The organism is Psychrobacter sp. AT9, assembly GCF_047272965.1.
Lineage (GTDB): Bacteria > Pseudomonadota > Gammaproteobacteria > Pseudomonadales > Moraxellaceae > Psychrobacter > Psychrobacter glaciei.
Window position 1 is genome coordinate 1,486,339 of sequence record NZ_JBKOTW010000001.1, and the last position, 17,202, is coordinate 1,503,540.

Genomic DNA, 17,202 nt, shown 5'->3' on the forward strand with positions numbered 1-17,202 from the left:
CTAAGGCGTTCACTGCGACTAATTTACTGACCCGATCAAGATGGGTTAAGTGGGTATCTTCAAGATTAAAGCCACGGCCCTTTAGACAAGCAAATAAAGTCTCAATCTCCCAACGCTTAGCTTAGCATAGCTTGTCATCGCATCCACTGTTTCTAGTTGATTGGTGGCCACAATCACTAAACCATAGTCTTTATCACGCTTGGCAAATACTCGAACCAAACAACCATCGACAGTCAGTATTCGTCCATGTCGATATGTTTCTTGATGGCTAACATGGCGTAATAACTCTTTAATCTGTACCAACTTGCCATGATGATTCTTAACTTTACTGTTCTTCTTAATCCGTATGGCAAAGGGTATGTGATTATTGGTGAGCCAGTTAAACCATTTTTCGCCAACAAACTCTCTGTCTGCTACTATCATCTCAAGGTTATCTTTGCCAAATTGTTTGATAAACCGCTCAATAAGTTCACAGCGTTCAAGATGGTTTGTATTACCTCGCTTATCTAGCATTTGCCAGTATAAGGGGATGGCTATCCCTTTATATACCACCCCTAGCATAAAGATGTTGAGGTTACTTTTACCCCATTTCCAGTTGGTGCGGTCAATGGTTAAGGTGAGTTTGCCTAGCCCAAATAGTCGATATATCATTAAAGCCAGTTGATCGTAGTCTATCCTCGCTTCGGCAAAAAATCGCTGTAGTCTGCGATAGTGACTGTCGGTCTTGCCACCCTTAGGAAGGTGTCTTGCTATTTTTTTTAAGATTACTGCTTTGAGCAGTAATCAGGGCTATTATCATTAGGCTCAAACATGTGATTCTTGCCTTGTTCATACTCAGGTTTTGGGTTAAAGTTTCACTAAGTCTGTTAAAGTTTGGCATGGTCTGATTCGTCTTAAAAATTACTATTATGCCTTTGCTTTAACAGACTTTTTTGTTTTTTTGTCGTGTGCAGAGCCTAAATTTATGAAACAACCTGATTTGCTTTACTAAAAGTACCTATCTATATGTATAAAAGTTCAGTAGGATAGACTGTCAACCTGATCAGGAAGATCCAGCAAAACCGTGCAAGTGACTTTATAGATATGACCTCAAAAGATCATATATCAAAGGCTTGAACGTTTATTTGCTTTATAAATTAATACAACAAGGAGTCGTTAATGCTACACGCCTATCCCAATACAGAAAACAGCCCCGTCCAATTCCGCGAAAAATATGACAACTTTATCAATGGTGAGTGGGTCGCACCAGCCGATGGAGAATACTTTGACAACACCAGCCCCATTGACGGTAAAGTCATCTGCCAAGTCGCCCGTTCAAAAGAAGCGGATATTGAAAAAGCCTTAGACGCTGCTCATGCTGCCAAAGACGCTTGGGGCAAAACCAGTGTCGCTGAACGTGCCAATCTACTGCTCAAAATTGCAGATAAGATGGAAGCCAATTTAGAAGCCATCGCCATTGCCGAAACGTATGAAAACGGCAAGCCTGTACGTGAAACCCTAGCAGCAGACATTCCATTAGCTGTCGATCACTTTCGCTATTTTGCCAGTGCCATTCGTGCACAAGAAGGCGGCATCAGTCAAATTGATGATGACACGGTTGCTTATCACTTCCATGAGCCACTTGGTGTCGTCGGCCAAATTATCCCATGGAACTTTCCGATCCTCATGGCAGTATGGAAGCTAGCCCCTGCGCTTGCTGCTGGTAACTGTATAGTACTCAAGCCTGCAGAGCAAACGCCTGCCTCTATCCTATTTATGCTAGAGACGATCGGGATTGCTGATATCTTACCAAAAGGTGTCCTCAACGTGGTCAACGGTTTCGGAGTTGAAGCTGGTAAGCCGCTTGCCTCCAATCCACGTATCAATAAAGTTGCCTTTACTGGTGAGACGACTACTGGTCGCCTAATCATGCAGTACGCCAGTGAAAACATCATTCCAGTTACCCTAGAGCTGGGTGGTAAGAGTCCAAATATCTTCTTTGCTGATGTCATGGACGAAGACGATGATTTCTTGGATAAAGCCGTTGAAGGTTTGGTCATGTTTGCCTTAAACCAAGGTGAGATTTGTACCTGTCCGTCGCGTGCGCTGGTACATGAGAGTATTTATGATGAATTTATCAAACGCTGTGTCGAGCGTGTTGAAGCCATCAAAATGGGCAATCCACTAGACACTGACACCATGATTGGTGCCCAAGCCAGCTCAGACCAGTTAGAAAAAATCTTATCTTATCTGGATATCGGTAAAAAAGAAGGCGCAAAAGTCTTGGTTGGCGGCGAGCAAGCCAAACACGATGGCGAGCTTGGCGACGGTTATTATGTGAAACCGACCATCTTTGAAGGCACCAATGATATGCGCGTGTTCCAAGAAGAAATCTTTGGACCAGTACTTGCCGTCACGAAATTTAAAGACGACGAAGAGGCCATGAGCATTGCCAATGATACCTTATATGGTCTTGGTGCTGGAGTCTGGACACGCAGTGTACACAAAGCCTATCGCTTCGGACGTGGCATCCAAGCAGGTCGCGTGTGGACCAACTGCTACCACATCTATCCTTCGCATTCTGCATTTGGTGGCTACAAGCAATCGGGTATCGGCCGCGAAAACCACCTAATGATGCTTGATCATTATCAGCAAACCAAAAACATGCTGGTTTCTTATAGTCCCAAAAAGATGGGCTTCTTTTAAGCCTGTCTGTCACGCACTTTATGGCAGCCACCATAAAATAATGAGTTGGTAGATATGACATCTATCAACTCACCATCCACGATAAGGAGAAAGTAACATGGCTAATAAAATGAAAGCTGCGGTTCTGCATGAGTTCAACCAACCTCTGCAGATTGAAGAAGTTGATATCCCTACCCCAGGTCCTGGTCAAATTGTAGTAAAAATGCAGGCATCAGGTGTCTGTCATACCGACCTGCACGCTGTCGAAGGCGATTGGCCAGTCAAACCAAGCCCCCCGTTTATCCCTGGTCATGAAGGTGTCGGCCTGATCACTGCTGTGGGTGAAGGTGTTAAGCATATTAAAGAAGGCGACCGTGTCGGTGTGCCTTGGCTCTACTCTGCCTGTGGTCACTGTACGCACTGTCTAGGTGGCTGGGAAACCCTGTGCCTAAGTCAAAAGAACTCTGGCTACTCAGTGAATGGTAGCTTTGCAGAATACGTATTGGCAGATGCTGACTATGTTGGCATTATTCCTGAGAGCGTTGACTCTGTTGAGATTGCACCAGTTCTATGTGCGGGTGTGACGGTATATAAAGGTCTGAAAATGACAGACACCAAACCAGGTGATTGGGTCGTCATTTCAGGTATCGGTGGACTTGGTCACATGGCGGTACAGTACGCCATTGCCATGGGACTGAACGTTGCTGCCGTCGATATTGACGATGAAAAGCTCGATTTTGCCAAAAAACTGGGGGCAAAAGTCACCGTCAATGCCAAAAACACCGATCCTGGTGAGTATCTGCAAGAAGAGATCGGCGGTGCTCATGGTGTGCTAGTGACAGCCGTCTCCTCTAAGGCCTTTGATCAAGCGCTGACCATGCTGCGCCGCGGTGGTACTTTAGTCTGTAATGGTCTGCCAACAGGCGACTTCCCTGTCTCTATCTTTGATACGGTACTAAATGGTATTACCATTCGTGGCTCAATCGTTGGTACACGCCTGGACCTACAAGAGTCGCTAGATATGGCAGCGGCAGGTCAAGTAAAAGCGACTGTTGCCGCTGAGCCACTTGAAAACATCAATGACATTTTTGATCGTATGCGTGATGGTAAGATTGAGGGTCGCATCGTCATTGATTACTCTATGTAGACATGTCAATTATTTGAGACATTTTTATTTTTTAGAAATTATCTCGATAATTACGACGTTTGGTCACAAATAACAGGTCGTATCGTTTTCAGCCACATGCTATTAATGATGTGAGTGATGATGATGCGGCCTTTTATATTTTACCGATTAGTTTGGGTAAAAGTTTAAAAATAAGGAGCACGTTATGAAACTTGAAGCGACAGAAGCCTGCGTTGCGTTAATTGAGCTATTAAAGTCCAAACACGGTGACCTGATGTTCCATCAATCTGGCGGCTGCTGCGATGGTAGCTCACCGATGTGTTATCCATTGGGCGAGTTTAAAGTGGGCGGCCAAGACGTGCTCATCGGTGAGCTCGCTGGCTGTCCCTTTTATATGGGTAAAGCGCAGCATAAACTTTGGCAACATACGGATTTAACCATCGATGTGGTCGATGGACGCGGGGCCAGTTTTTCGCTTGAGATACCTGAAGGTAAGCGCTTTATCGTCCGTTCAGAAGTATGTGCGGTGTAAACTACTACTTTATTCACAAGAAGCTATCAGTCTCATATCAGCGCATTTTATGTCTTATTGCTCTGCACACGACAAAAAAACAAAAAAGTCTGTTAAAGCAAAGGCATAATAGTAATTTTTAAGACGAATCAGACCATGCCAAACTTTAACAGACTTAGTGAAACTTTAACCCAAAACCTGAGTATGAACAAGGCAAGAATCACATGTTTGAGCCTAATGATAATAGCCCTGATTACTGCTCAAAGCAGTAATCTTAAAAAAAATAGCAAGACACCTTCCTAAGGGTGGCAAGACCGACAGTCACTATCGCAGACTACAGCGATTTTTTGCCGAAGCGAGGATAGACTACGATCAACTGGCTTTAATGATATATCGACTATTTGGGCTAGGCAAACTCACCTTAACCATTGACCGCACCAACTGGAAATGGGGTAAAAGTAACCTCAACATCTTTATGCTAGGGGTGGTATATAAAGGGATAGCCATCCCCTTATACTGGCAAATGCTAGATAAGCGAGGTAATACAAACCATCTTGAACGCTGTGAACTTATTGAGCGGTTTATCAAACAATTTGGCAAAGATAACCTTGAGATGATAGTAGCAGACAGAGAGTTTGTTGGCGAAAAATGGTTTAACTGGCTCACCAATAATCACATACCCTTTGCCATACGGATTAAGAAGAACAGTAAAGTTAAGAATCATCATGGCAAGTTGGTACAGATTAAAGAGTTATTACGCCATGTTAGCCATCAAGAAACATATCGACATGGACGAATACTGACTGTCGATGGTTGTTTGGTTCGAGTATTTGCCAAGCGTGATAAAGACTATGGTTTAGTGATTGTGGCCACCAATCAACTAGAAACAGTGGATGCGATGACAAGCTATGCTAAGCGTTGGGAGATTGAGACTTTATTTGCTTGTCTAAAGGGCCGTGGCTTTAATCTTGAAGATACCCACTTAACCCATCTTGATCGGGTCAGTAAATTAGTCGCAGTGAACGCCTTAGCATTTTGTTGGGCTTATCATGTCGGTATTTATAAAGACAAAGATAAGCCGTTAAAGCGCAAGTTAAAGTCAAACGCTCGACCTCAAGCCAGTTTGTTTGCGCTTGGCCTGGATGTGTTGATTGAGGGCCTTCACTTGGTGTTCTTTAACAATGATAAGACTGTATTTCGACAGTTAGTTAGCTTTTTAACCCCTAAACCTATGAAAATCGGGTGGGGATGATTTTTTTGTCGTGTGCAGAGATACCGCTTTTATTATTGATGTGTTTGCTCGCGCTATTGTGGACTGGAAAGTATCGAATCGGATGAATACCGATATGGTGATGGCGGCATTAAACCAAGCAATAGCAGATAGAAACTATCCCAAAGATGTCATTCATCACAGTGATCGAGGGGTTCAGTATTTATCCATTCGCTACACGGATAAAATGACAGACTGCGGCGTGATTGATTCTGTTGGTACAACAGGCGATTCATACGACAATGCATTGGCTGAAACGGTCAATGGGCTTTATAAGTCTGAGGTGATTCATTATTTAAAGCAAAACTGGACTGGTGTGAACGATGTTGAACTAGCAACCCTTGAGTGGGTAGATTGGTTCAATAAAACACGACTGCATAGTACGATTGGTTATGTGTCACCTTTTGATTTTGAAAAGCGGTATTATGATAATTTAACCCTGTCAGGCATCGCTGCCTGACTCAAGTATTTTTTGATTATGTATTTGGGATAGAAGATTGTGGTTTTCACTATACTCTCAGTGAGCTATTTAGCCCTTACACACCGAAGCAGGTTCTTGAACAAATGGGTTATTCAACCCTAGGAAGTGCGCAAAGTACTAGATACTCAATCACAATCAATGATTTAAAACTAACTTAAAGTATTCTAAAGTTAATGACTCTAATTTTAAAATTTTTCTAGGATGATACTTTATTACTCCAAAAAGAAGAAGTTTTATTAAAAGCACTTTGCTAGGATGACACTTTATTATTTTCTGTATAAAATGTCGTATAATAAAATCAATAGTTTACGATCCTTTTAGGATGATACTTTATTACTCGCTGACATTACCACAGAAGAGGTGTTTTCTCATCGACAGAGTAGAGATTATATTTTGCAAGATATGAAGGTATTGCGAGAGGGGAAGTCTATCGTTGATAACTTAGAGCTGCACAGTTATGCGTCTGGTCAGTTAGGATGGTGTATTACCAATAAACTACCTATCTATAATAAGAGCCAACAAGTGGTCGCCATGGTTGGGATTTCAGTCGACATTGATGAAGATAATGAGCGCGTTTTACGTAAACACGCGCGCTTGGCTGAAGTCGCTCAGTTTGTACGAGCGCATCTTGATCAAAAAATAAATATCGCACAATTGGCCGACTTGGCTAATTTAAGCGTGTCGCAGCTAGAGCGTACCTTTAAGGCCGTACTGAATATGTCGCCATTACAGTTTGTGCAAAAGCTGCGCTTGGAGTATGCGGTGAAGTTATTGGCTAGTCATGAGGTGTCAGTGACTCAGATATCGTTGAACTGCGGCTACAGCGATCACAGTGCTTTTAGCCGTCAGTTCAAACAATTCACGGGTTTGTCGCCCAGCCAATTTCGCCAAACGCATTTATCATAAAAAAATCAAATCAGTATCCAACCACTGCCGCATCGACGATACGCGGATCAGACGAGCCGTAGACACCATTTGGCGTAATCATAATCGACTGAGTCGAACCCATGGCTGCTTTTGGACTGACCGTATGACCCATTGATTCAAGCTTTTTAACTGTATCAACATTCAGTGCCTTTTCCACTCGAATTTCATCAGGCAACCATTGATCATGAATACGTGGTGCATGAGTGGCTTCAGCAATGTTCATATCATGATCAATGACGTTCGAGATGATTTGGGTAACGGTGGTGATGATGCGACTACCACCGGGGCTACCCGTGACGATATAAGGTTTATTGTCTTTAAAGACCAGCGTTGGGCTCATCGAAGATAGCGGGCGCTTATTGGCTTCAACGGCATTTGCTTCACCGCCTAATAAGCCATAACCATTCGGCACACCGGGCTTGGCAGAGAAATCATCCATTTCATTGTTGAGTAAAATGCCTGTGCCTTCAGCGACGAGACCTGTGCCATAAGAGAAGTTAAGCGTATAAGTATTGGCTATCGCATTGCCGTCTTTATCCACGATAGAGAAATGCGTGGTTTGATCGCTCTCGTAGGGTAGTGGGTTGTTGGCTTTGATGGTAGACGCTGGTGTGGCTTTGTCTGGATTGATTAAGGTGCGTAGTTTATCCGCATAAGCCTCTGAGGTTAAGCCGCTGGCAGGCACATCGATAAAGTCAGAATCACCTAAATACTCTGCGCGATCCGCATAAGCCAACTGCATGGCTTCGGCCATTAGGTGAATGGTTTGCGCGCTGTTTTGACCATAGTCTTTTAACGGATAACCCTCTAAGATATTTAAAATCTGCACGATATGGATACCACCAGAAGACGGTGGCGGCATCGAGACAATCTCATAACCACGATAGTCGCCTTTGACCGGCTCGCGAGCGATGGCTTCATAGTTAGCCAAATCTTGTAAGCTCATGCTACCGCCAGCCTCATTGACCGCTTTGACCAACTTACTTGCGGTTTCCCCTTTATAAAATCCATCTGCACCTTTTGCGGCAATCAGCTTAAGTGATTTTGCCAATTCAGGCTGTTTTAAACGCTCACCGGGTTGATAGGCGCTACCGTCAGGTTTAAAGAATATCTTTTTGGTGCTTGGCCATTTTTGTAAACGATCGCTCAAGGCGGTGAGTGACTCGGACAAGCCAGCCGTGACTTCTATACCGTCCTCAGCCAGTGCAATCGCAGGTGCCATCACTTGCCCGCGACTCATGGTGCCGTGATCTTCTAACGCTTTAAGCAATCCTGCGACCGTCCCTGGCACACCGATGGCTAAACCATGATAACGAGACAAGTCGCTGACTGCATTACCATCTTCATCAAGATACATATCACGCGAGGCGCTACTCGGCGCTTTTTCACGGTAATCGAGAGCCACTGTTTTGCCTTGCTTGGCGTCATAAATCATCATAAAACCACCACCGCCGATATTCCCAGCGCGCGGCAAAGTCACTGCTAAAGCAAAGCCAACCGCGACCCCAGCATCAACGGCATTACCACCGTCTTTTAAAATCTTGAGTCCAATATCAGAGGCGAGCGCTTCTTGGGTGGCGACCATACCGTTCTTTGCCCAAACCGGATGATGAATCGCATCTTCAGAATAAATGGCTTGATCGGCATTGGCGTTGTTAATCGTGGAGGTAAGCGTGTTGGTTTTGGCTCTCGTCACGCGCTGCGTCTCAGATACTACCGTAGGATTATCAGCCATAATAGCGAGATTGATGGCGCTGGTATTAATCGATGTTGGGTTGATGGTAGTTGATTGATTGGTGGTTGGCTCAGCCGCATGAGCAGATAGCGATACTAAAAACGTACTGCTGATTAATAGAATAGCGGTTTTGATTTTTGCTCTTTTTTTAAAGTTATTTTGAGAAGCGTTAATTTTATCTTTTGATATTGGATGTTGCATTGTAAATTCCTTTTTGAGCAAGTGATGACACGTTTGGTCTGTAAAAATAAGACTGTAAAAATGAAGAGGCTGGAGTGTTAGGGCGTGTCCTGATTGACATAATAATTAGCGCTACGTTTTCTAGACAAACAGTCTTATCAAAAATGCTGAAAATTTTTAAGAAATACGTTCTAATCTTACTAAATTGTAACGCATTGTGATATAAATAATAGTGCTAGAATTTATTCATTATTGTCTGTCTATTTATAAGAAGAAATTACTATGTCATCCAACCACACTCATAAACGCGACCAACAGCGTCACTCTGGAATGACTCATCATCAGTCATCTGCCCATAACCATAACAATCATAACAATCATTCATATCAGTCGCGCAAATTAACCTCTATTGCAGGGTGCGCATTACTGCTTGGCAGTACGTTTGGGTTGGCAGGTTGTCAATCAAGCCCTGCGCTATCATCGTCTACGGCATCAAAAAGTATGATGGATTTTAGTACCGCTGATAGCGCGCAGAGCCAAGCCCAAGGACGTGCATTTAATGCCAGCCGCACTGCCAAGTCTGAGCGTTATCAACAATTATTTAACCAAGAAAAACATCCCAATACCGACAATCAAGCCAAATCACATTTACTGGCGGCTATTCGTCAGCATCTGGCAACAGAGCATGTGGCAGTCGCGCAAGCCAATTATCAAGCCGCACCTTTTATTGATCCAGAGAGCATCGATGCAGGCTCTAGTAGCTTGCTTAGAACGATTATAGAGGCCTATGCCTATGAGCCTGACGATGATTATGGTGAAAGTAGTTATGATGAAAGTGCTTATGATGAAAGTGATCATGATGAAAGTGATCATGATGACAGGCAAACTGAGGCTATGGCAGAGTTAGCAGCGGTAAGTATAGAGTCGAATAAATGCAATAAAAATGATGACGATGACGCTTATGAAGTCTGTGTTGTAGAGGATATTAATTATGATGAAGACGGCTATGATGAAGACGGTTACAACGAATATGGCTACAATCGAGAGGGTTACGACAGAGATGGCTATAATGAATATGGCAATGCAGAGGGCGGCATTCTCTCAGGGGTTTCAAACCTAAAGTCTAAAAATCTGTTAAAAAACTATGAAGCCATACAGATGGCAAAACAACAATCAGAGGCTGTAGAAGGTAGCCAATCAGCAACATCTACGGGCGTCATTGGCCAAATGCTGAGTATGTTCCATCGCACGCCTGAACAGATAGCCGCGTCAAATGCCTATCAATATCAAAATTTAAGGTTTAATAGTGTCAGTCAGTACAAACCCAAACAGCGACAACTACAGAGCGTTTATAGCTATGATTATGTGACTCCGACAATTGCCTCATCTGTACAGATACCGCTAGCGTTCGATTTTAATAACAGCAGCATCACGGTAGACCCATCGGCAATCATGCCTATCGTGGCGCTTGTCAATCCTGAAAACACCCCTTTACCTAACCAAATGACCTCACATACCGTTAGCTTTGGTTTGCCAGAGAGTATTACGGCACAGCTACCGCCAGCAGTGCTTTATGATGCCGCCATCGCTGCCATACAGAGCAGCATGTCAGAGCTAGCGCCCGAGCACTTTAGTGCGGTAGATATTCGTAGTGATGCCTTTGCCAAAGAAGTCGGGGCGAGCCGAGCGGTAAAAGTCTATTTTGGCAGCAAGCAAAGCGGTGAGATGATCGGCAAAACCCTAAAATACATGACAAAGTCGCTACAGGATTATGTCGATGCCAATCCACAGAAATATCCTGATGGCGCTATGCTAAAAACCGCGCTGGCGAAAGTGCAGCTATACAATAAAGGCTACCAAAGTGCGGATGTAGGTTCGCTTTTGCAGCTAATTGAAGCCATTGGTCCGATCTCTTTTAATCAGATAAATTACTATTATTTAGACAGCTCAGATCGCCTGCTTGCCAAGCAGCAGCGGATAAATATCGGTGGCGATTTGATGGGCTCTACGACCAGCGTGCTAAACCAAATACGCTATGATAAAAGCAGCTTTAATAACCATGCACTAACACCTTTATTGGCTGAGTCTTTTGGTGCAAATGCTAAAGCGGCTATCGATGGCAATGCATGGATGGCAGAGCAACGCCAACAAAAAGACAGGCTGCAAACGGCACGTTATGCCCGCTATGATTATAGTGGTCGCAGTGGTGATTACGATGATGACGACTATGGCAGCGATTATGCGGATGGTGATAGCAGCTATGAGGCAGCAGAATATGACAGTGTTGATCGTCAAGATGATAATGATATCGAAGACGATGCCGCAGATGATGCTGACAACAGGGTAGACGATCAATAACGCTATCTTGTCATGTTCAAGCCAATATTTATTAAGGATAAAAAATGAAAACAGTACATCAAATCATTGCAAATCATCTTCCGTCAGCGAGCACTGAGTCCGTTTTTAATGGCAATCATTTATTTGTTGGTGCATTGGTCACAGGGGCGCTATTGTTAACGGGTTGCCAATCTACCAATCTTGACCAATCTAACGCGATGACTGCCAAGCAAACGCCAGTGGCAGCCAAGACAGCATTGGCAACGGCGTTACAAAAAAAGCGCCGCCAGTCTTTTAGTTACCATAGTAATCTTGAGATTAGTAACGAGCAGCAGTTTAATAATATAAATACTGAAATAAATGCCAAAGCGCCAGTCGCCTCAGGCTATATCGATGAATACTGCGAAGACACACACGATCAAGCATATGCCGCCTTACTTACTCAAGCAGAAGCGCAAAATAAAGATATTTTGGTGGCAGATTATGACGCTGAGCGAACGACGCTGAAAGACCGCTACCTTGAGTGTACAGATGCCTACGAGGCATGGGTAGACAGCAATTATGATAGTGAGATCACCGTGCCAGCGTCTTACCAACAGTTATTTGACAATTATGATGACCGAACGACAGCGCAAGATGTCAAAAAGGCAAAGCTGCTAGATGCTTATGTGCTAAAGCCATTGTCTCTCAATGCACAAGGCGTCTATCAGCCAATGGCTGGTAAGGCGACGATGTTGGCGAGCGTGCAGTATCACGCGCGCAATCATCAAAGCAGTGTCAATCAGCCTATTTATTTAGATTTGAAAAATGGTAATATTTATCTGTGGGCAGATAATTTTGCGATGTTTAATTCAGAAATGTTAGACGATAAGCTCGGTACAAAATGGCGCAACAAATGGCTAAAGCTAGCCATTAATGATGGCACCTTACCCAAAGGCTTTGGCAGTGAGTTGATAAAAAGCCATTTTGCAGCGTTATATACCACATTTGATGCGGCACCTGTTAGCCAGTTTGATTATGTCGCCCCTAATACGCTAGCTTCGCTCTCTCCCAAGTTACCCGCGCATCAGCTACCAGCAATGCTGGCAAGTAACCAAGTCATTCGCCGTGTACAAAGTGCTGAGAGTTATGAGCAGTTTTATCAAGACTACATGCGCATTGTTTACGAGCGGATTAGTCAGCGATATCCAGAACTGGTCAAAGAAAGCGCGGCTTACGAGATAGGCGACACAAATGCTGATAAATTTACCAGTAAAGCGTTAGTGCAGCAGATGCTAGCAATGATAAAGAGTGGCATGGATAGTGGCAGTGAGACAGTAGAGGAAACAATGGCAGAGGCAAAGGAAAAGATGGCAGAAAGTGCAATGCTAGAGAAAGCAGAGACGCAGCAGTTGTATGGCTTTGATAAGCGTGGTCAGCTCAAATGGCAGCATCTGCGTAGTGAGCTTCCGAGCGAGACTGCTTCCAATAAAAACATGGTCATAGATGTTTTGCAGCAGTATTCTGCTATAAGCGCTACAGACATGGCATTTCCGAATTTACGAAGCGATGTACAAGTGCCCAATGCCAGTAATAGTATTGATATGCGCGAGTATGGTAGCGAGTTGATGCAGTATTATCGTGATGGCAATGGTACTGCGATAGGAAAGATGATGTTTAGTGTCATGCCGATGGCTAAAGAGAAGTTCGGGACGATTGATTAAATAAAATTAAATCAGACTAAATCTACGACATTGAGGACGAGATAGTGAATTTTGTGACCATTGATGTTGAAACTGCAAACAGCGACGTAGGGTCTATTTGTCAAATAGGCTTGGCTAAATATTTGAACGGTAAGTTAAGTGATACCTACTGTACGTTAGTATGTCCTCAGACTTCTTTTAGTCGTCAAAATATAGAAGTGCATGGTATTACCAGTAATATGGTAAAAGATGCGCCGTCTATGTATGACATTTATGGGCAAATATTAAAATTTGTCGGTGAAAATGTTGTCGTTAGCTATACTGACTTTGATCAAAGGGCGTTGACAAAAAGTCTAGAGCTTCACAAATTACCAATACCAGAGCTACAGTGGGTCGATGCCACGGTGTTGGTACGTAAGACGTGTCAGCGTTTTGCGGTCAAAGGTTATAATCTGGCGAATGTCTGTAGAGAATGGAGTTATCAGTTTGACCATCATGACGCGCTAGAAGATGCTAAAGCGTGTGGCTTTATAGTTGTAACCATTCTTAGAGAAAATGGTTTATCAATTCATGATTGGGTAGAAGATAGTAAATACAGTCGCAATTATCCTCAGCAACAACGTGCAAATAGTAGAAACTACCCCAGTAATATCACAAAAGTTGGAGATGAGTCGGGGCAATATGCCGGACTCAATATTTGCTTTACAGGTAACCTTAGTATCAGTCGAGGAGATATTGCTGAGATAGCAGCCAAAAATGGTTTTAATGTCAAAGCGGGTGCTTCGAAGAAATTAGATTATCTCGTGGTTGGTGCTCAAGATTTAACGTTGCTTGCTGGTCATGAAAAAAGCAGTAAGCATCGCAAAGTAGAAGAACTGATTCAGAGTGGTTTAGATATCAAAATTCTTGAAGAAAGCGCCTTCTTACAGTTAATTAAAATATCAAAGTAATGTAAGCCTTAATATGAACACATAAAAAAGCGCACCGTTTATACGATGCGCTTTTTTATGTGTTCATAATCAGTCTTATAGGACATTCAGCATGAATGCAAAATAGCCTATTAATGACTAATTACATGCCTTGATGTGGTTTGCCATGCATTTTACCGTGCTCTGAGCCTTTATGACCTTTCGCCATTTTTTCAGCTTTTAATGTAGCAAGTTTGGCGCGTTGCTCAGCAGTCAATACCTGAGAGATAGCATGTTGAGTCTGTACGCGCTCAATGAAGCGTTGCTTGGTTTTAGCCGCTTGCTGATCAGCTAAGCGATTGACTGCCGCTGTATTTAGAGTGCTGGTATTGGTCAATGCTTGCATTTGTTGATGCATCTGCGCCCGTTCTGCTTTGTTTTTTGTACGGTCAGCTTTACGGTCACCGTGTTGTGCTTGCATGATGGCTTTGATTTGCGCTTGTTGCGTTGCTGTTAGGTCTAGTTGCGACATTGGACCTCTCATGCCGCCTTTTTTCATACCACCTTTTTTCATGCCATCTTTATGCTGCATTTTGCTGGTCGTTGGTGTGGTATCAGTGGTTGCATTAACACTGGTACAAGCCGTTACGGTGAAAATGCTAGACATTGCTAATACTGAGCCCATTAATAATTTTTTCATCATCATTACCTTGATTTATGGTGCATACATTATTGGTTGCGAAAAAGTCAGTTTTTATCTGATCAGCTTATGAATGCTAAGTGTCCCGGATAGCCACTATCCATCACAGCTTGTTATCAGTATTTGTCGCTGATAGACGCTATATTACGACAGTTAAAGGTTACGAACATTTATGAAGTATTAAGAAAGGTAACGTTTATAGCGAATCGATAAGCAATTGACTGATAATATGGCTAATAAAGCGATCCAACGCTCAAGGAGAAAGATGTGCCACACATACTACTAGGCGATGATGACGAAGAGTTGACCCAGTTATTACAAGAATACTTGCACAATCATGGGGTGACATGCGACTGCGTTCACGATGGCGAGGCTGTCATACAAAAACTCAAAACCGCGAGCAATAATGTGCTCAATGGCGCTGCTGCTTATGACTTGCTGGTGCTAGATATTATGATGCCAAAAATCGATGGATTGAGTGTCTTGCGTCAATTGCCCAATATCAGTGATATCCCTGTCATCATGCTGACGGCAAAAGGGGAGGAGATTGATCGTATTATTGGTCTGGAGCTTGGTGCTGATGATTATATTACCAAACCTTGCAATCCTAGAGAACTGCTGGCACGTATCAATGCCGTCATCAAGCGCACCAATGCGGCGGCATCAGAGCATACGCCGTTACCAGAGAGCCGTTTGCATCTGGATCAAAACCAGCGGCTTTGTCAGATAGATGGCATAGAGCTACAAGTGACGGGCACAGAATTTGATTTGTTGGTTGCGCTACTGAAACAAAAAGGCGAGGTGGTAAGCAAAGCATGGCTGTCAGAGCATGTTTTACAACGTGAATTACAGCCGTTCGATCGCAGCCTTGATGTGCATGTCTCGCGACTGCGCAAAAAACTCCAACCTTTTCACGAAGAGCCTATCAAGGCAGTTCGTGGTAAAGGTTATCAGCTGGTGTTGTAATGACGGAATCATCGATGAAGCCTCCAATATTTAAGATACGTATGACCCTGTTTTGGCGTTTGTTTCTAAGCTTATTGGTGACGATTCTGATAACCTCAGTTTTATCCATTATGGTGGAACGTTGGCTGGTCGAAAAAGCACTAACCGCTCGTATGGATGTGCAAATTGATAGTTTATTGGTTAAGCGCCAAGAAATGACTGAGGCGTTACAAATAGGTGATTTAACCACCGTCAGGGAGATGTACCGTCAAGATCGGCGGCTTATGAATCAGATCAGAGTCTATGATGAGCAAGGTGCCATTATATTTCCACGTTATCGTGATAGAGATGGGCGTAGGCAAAAACCTATGAATAGCGATCGACAGGTAATGGGGTATTCATCAATGCTACCAATACAGTCAATGCCTAATGCTGATAATAAAAAACCTGATAATAAAATGTCTGGTAATCAGGATGATAGAGTATTGAATAACGAACCGTCACTTTTAAATCATATCCTGTCACCGATGACCCCGAATGGCGCGAAGATGGCTGATCCTGATAGTCGTCCTGAACTGGCGGACATGACGGTCGTCTTACCAGATGAGCAGGCTGTGATCATACAATTGCGTCCGCATCTACGATTTTCAGACGTCGTAGCGCTGCAACGTGGCAATTTTCCCATACGTTTACTGTTGATTATTGTCTTTAGCATCTTGGTTTGTGTTTGGCTGAGCCGTACATTGACCCAGCGTATTCGCCGTGTGCAAAATACCGTACATCGTATGATTGACGGCGACTATCAAGCCCATCCAAATCTATCAAAAATGGGCGATGATGAATTGGGTTTGCTGGCTAAAGATGTGGCCAAACTCTCAACGCGGTTGGCTGAGAGTGAGCTGGCACGCAAACAGATGCTCAGTGATATCTCGCACGAGCTACGATCGCCACTGGCGCGTCTTGACGTTGCGACTGAGTTGACTCGCGACTTTGCACCGAATGCTAGTCGTTACCTCGACCGTATCGACAAAGAGTCGGCGCGGATGAATGAGTTGATTGAGCAAATCATTCATATTCAATCTCTACAAATGCAGCAATATACGATCGATAATATAGAAAACGAAGCGGTTGATCTCTCTGATATTATCAGTGAAATTGGTCAAGACGTTTGCTTTGAGTTTCAGCATAAAAACGTGCGCTGGCAATGGCAGCCGAGTCATACACGCGTGACAGATTCTTTATCAACGGCTTACTCAGCCACTCCTTGGACTGTGCTTGGTAACCAAGAGCAGCTACATAGCGCGCTTGAAAATGTCATTCGTAATGCTTTTATGCATACTGCCTCCGATTCAACAGTAATTGCTGATATTAAAGAAGTGGAGATGGAGGATAAGAAACCCGCGATTCAAATCAGCATAATGGACGAGGGCGGCGGCGTCGCGGATAAAGATGTAGAGCGTATTTTTCAGCCCTTTGTACGGCTTGATTCGGCTCGTCATCGTGAAACAGGTGGCTATGGTTTGGGATTGGCAATTGTCCATGCGGTTGTGATGGCGCATAAGGGTCAGATTCATGTCTACAATCGCCAAGATGGCTTACAAGGGCTGGTGGTGCAGATAATTTTGCCTAGCAGATAAGAGGATAAATGGTTAAGAAAAATTTTATGGGAAATTTATGTGCTTATCATGCGTTTACAATACAAATAAGCGCATATCCTACCTATACTAAAAGCTAAA

The 17,202-nt window shown here is 43.5% G+C and carries 13 protein-coding genes and 1 pseudogene; 11 read left to right on the plus strand and 3 right to left on the minus strand.

The window, feature by feature from the left end; translation table 11 throughout:
- Positions 1-81: 81 nt before the first annotated feature.
- Positions 82-651 (minus strand): transposase, encoded by a 570-nt coding sequence (locus ACMFL8_RS06345; RefSeq protein ID WP_413190415.1) that lies wholly within the window; start codon positions 649-651, stop codon positions 82-84.
- 507 nt (positions 652-1,158) lie between these two features.
- On the opposite strand from ACMFL8_RS06345, the gene ACMFL8_RS06350 reads away from it, so the two are divergent.
- The 6 genes and pseudogenes from ACMFL8_RS06350 (at position 1,159) to ACMFL8_RS06375 (ending at position 6,958) form a co-directional block, all read left to right on the plus strand.
- Positions 1,159-2,685: an aldehyde dehydrogenase family protein gene (locus ACMFL8_RS06350; RefSeq protein ID WP_413190416.1), complete on the plus strand. Its 1,527-nt coding sequence runs from the start codon at positions 1,159-1,161 to the stop codon at positions 2,683-2,685.
- A 97-nt stretch (positions 2,686-2,782) separates the two neighbouring features.
- Positions 2,783-3,811, plus strand: coding sequence for an alcohol dehydrogenase AdhP (gene adhP / locus ACMFL8_RS06355; RefSeq protein WP_413190417.1), 1,029 nt, complete (start codon positions 2,783-2,785; stop codon positions 3,809-3,811).
- A 184-nt stretch (positions 3,812-3,995) separates the two neighbouring features.
- On the plus strand, positions 3,996-4,322 hold the full coding sequence (locus tag ACMFL8_RS06360; RefSeq protein ID WP_060995664.1) for a DUF779 domain-containing protein: 327 nt from the start codon (positions 3,996-3,998) through the stop codon (positions 4,320-4,322).
- 262 nt (positions 4,323-4,584) lie between these two features.
- Entirely contained in the window at positions 4,585-5,553 is a 969-nt protein-coding gene (locus tag ACMFL8_RS06365; RefSeq protein ID WP_227523112.1) for an IS4 family transposase, read from the plus strand.
- Positions 5,554-5,575: 22 nt separating this feature from the next.
- Positions 5,576-6,031 (plus strand): annotated as a pseudogene (locus tag ACMFL8_RS06370) (DDE-type integrase/transposase/recombinase); the annotation flags it as partial.
- A 381-nt stretch (positions 6,032-6,412) separates the two neighbouring features.
- Positions 6,413-6,958, plus strand: a complete 546-nt coding sequence (locus tag ACMFL8_RS06375; RefSeq protein ID WP_413190418.1) for a helix-turn-helix domain-containing protein — start codon at positions 6,413-6,415, stop codon at positions 6,956-6,958.
- 10 nt (positions 6,959-6,968) lie between these two features.
- Here the strand turns inward: ACMFL8_RS06375 and ggt are convergent, their stop codons facing one another.
- Positions 6,969-8,915, minus strand: a complete 1,947-nt coding sequence (gene ggt / locus ACMFL8_RS06380; RefSeq protein ID WP_413190419.1) for a gamma-glutamyltransferase — start codon at positions 8,913-8,915, stop codon at positions 6,969-6,971.
- Between the two features lie 261 nt (positions 8,916-9,176).
- On the opposite strand from ggt, the gene ACMFL8_RS06385 reads away from it, so the two are divergent.
- Genes ACMFL8_RS06385 through ACMFL8_RS06395 form a run of 3 tightly spaced genes read left to right on the plus strand, consistent with a single transcriptional unit; the run spans position 9,177 to position 13,863 of the window.
- Positions 9,177-11,252, plus strand: a complete 2,076-nt coding sequence (locus ACMFL8_RS06385; RefSeq protein WP_413190420.1) for a hypothetical protein — start codon at positions 9,177-9,179, stop codon at positions 11,250-11,252.
- 44 nt (positions 11,253-11,296) lie between these two features.
- Positions 11,297-12,934, plus strand: a complete 1,638-nt coding sequence (locus tag ACMFL8_RS06390) for a hypothetical protein (RefSeq protein ID WP_413190421.1) — start codon at positions 11,297-11,299, stop codon at positions 12,932-12,934.
- Positions 12,935-12,978: 44 nt separating this feature from the next.
- On the plus strand, positions 12,979-13,863 hold the full coding sequence (locus tag ACMFL8_RS06395; protein ID WP_413190422.1) for an exonuclease domain-containing protein: 885 nt from the start codon (positions 12,979-12,981) through the stop codon (positions 13,861-13,863).
- Positions 13,864-13,984: 121 nt separating this feature from the next.
- On the opposite strand, the gene ACMFL8_RS06400 is transcribed toward ACMFL8_RS06395, so the two are convergent.
- Entirely contained in the window at positions 13,985-14,521 is a 537-nt protein-coding gene (locus tag ACMFL8_RS06400) for a Spy/CpxP family protein refolding chaperone (protein WP_413190423.1), read from the minus strand.
- 267 nt (positions 14,522-14,788) lie between these two features.
- On the opposite strand from ACMFL8_RS06400, the gene ACMFL8_RS06405 reads away from it, so the two are divergent.
- Positions 14,789-15,487: a response regulator transcription factor gene (locus tag ACMFL8_RS06405; protein ID WP_189585106.1), complete on the plus strand. Its 699-nt coding sequence runs from the start codon at positions 14,789-14,791 to the stop codon at positions 15,485-15,487.
- A gap of 14 nt (positions 15,488-15,501) precedes the next feature.
- A complete protein-coding gene (locus ACMFL8_RS06410) occupies positions 15,502-17,103 on the plus strand; it encodes a sensor histidine kinase (RefSeq protein ID WP_413190424.1) in 1,602 nt (533 codons plus the stop codon).
- Positions 17,104-17,202: the final 99 nt, after the last annotated feature.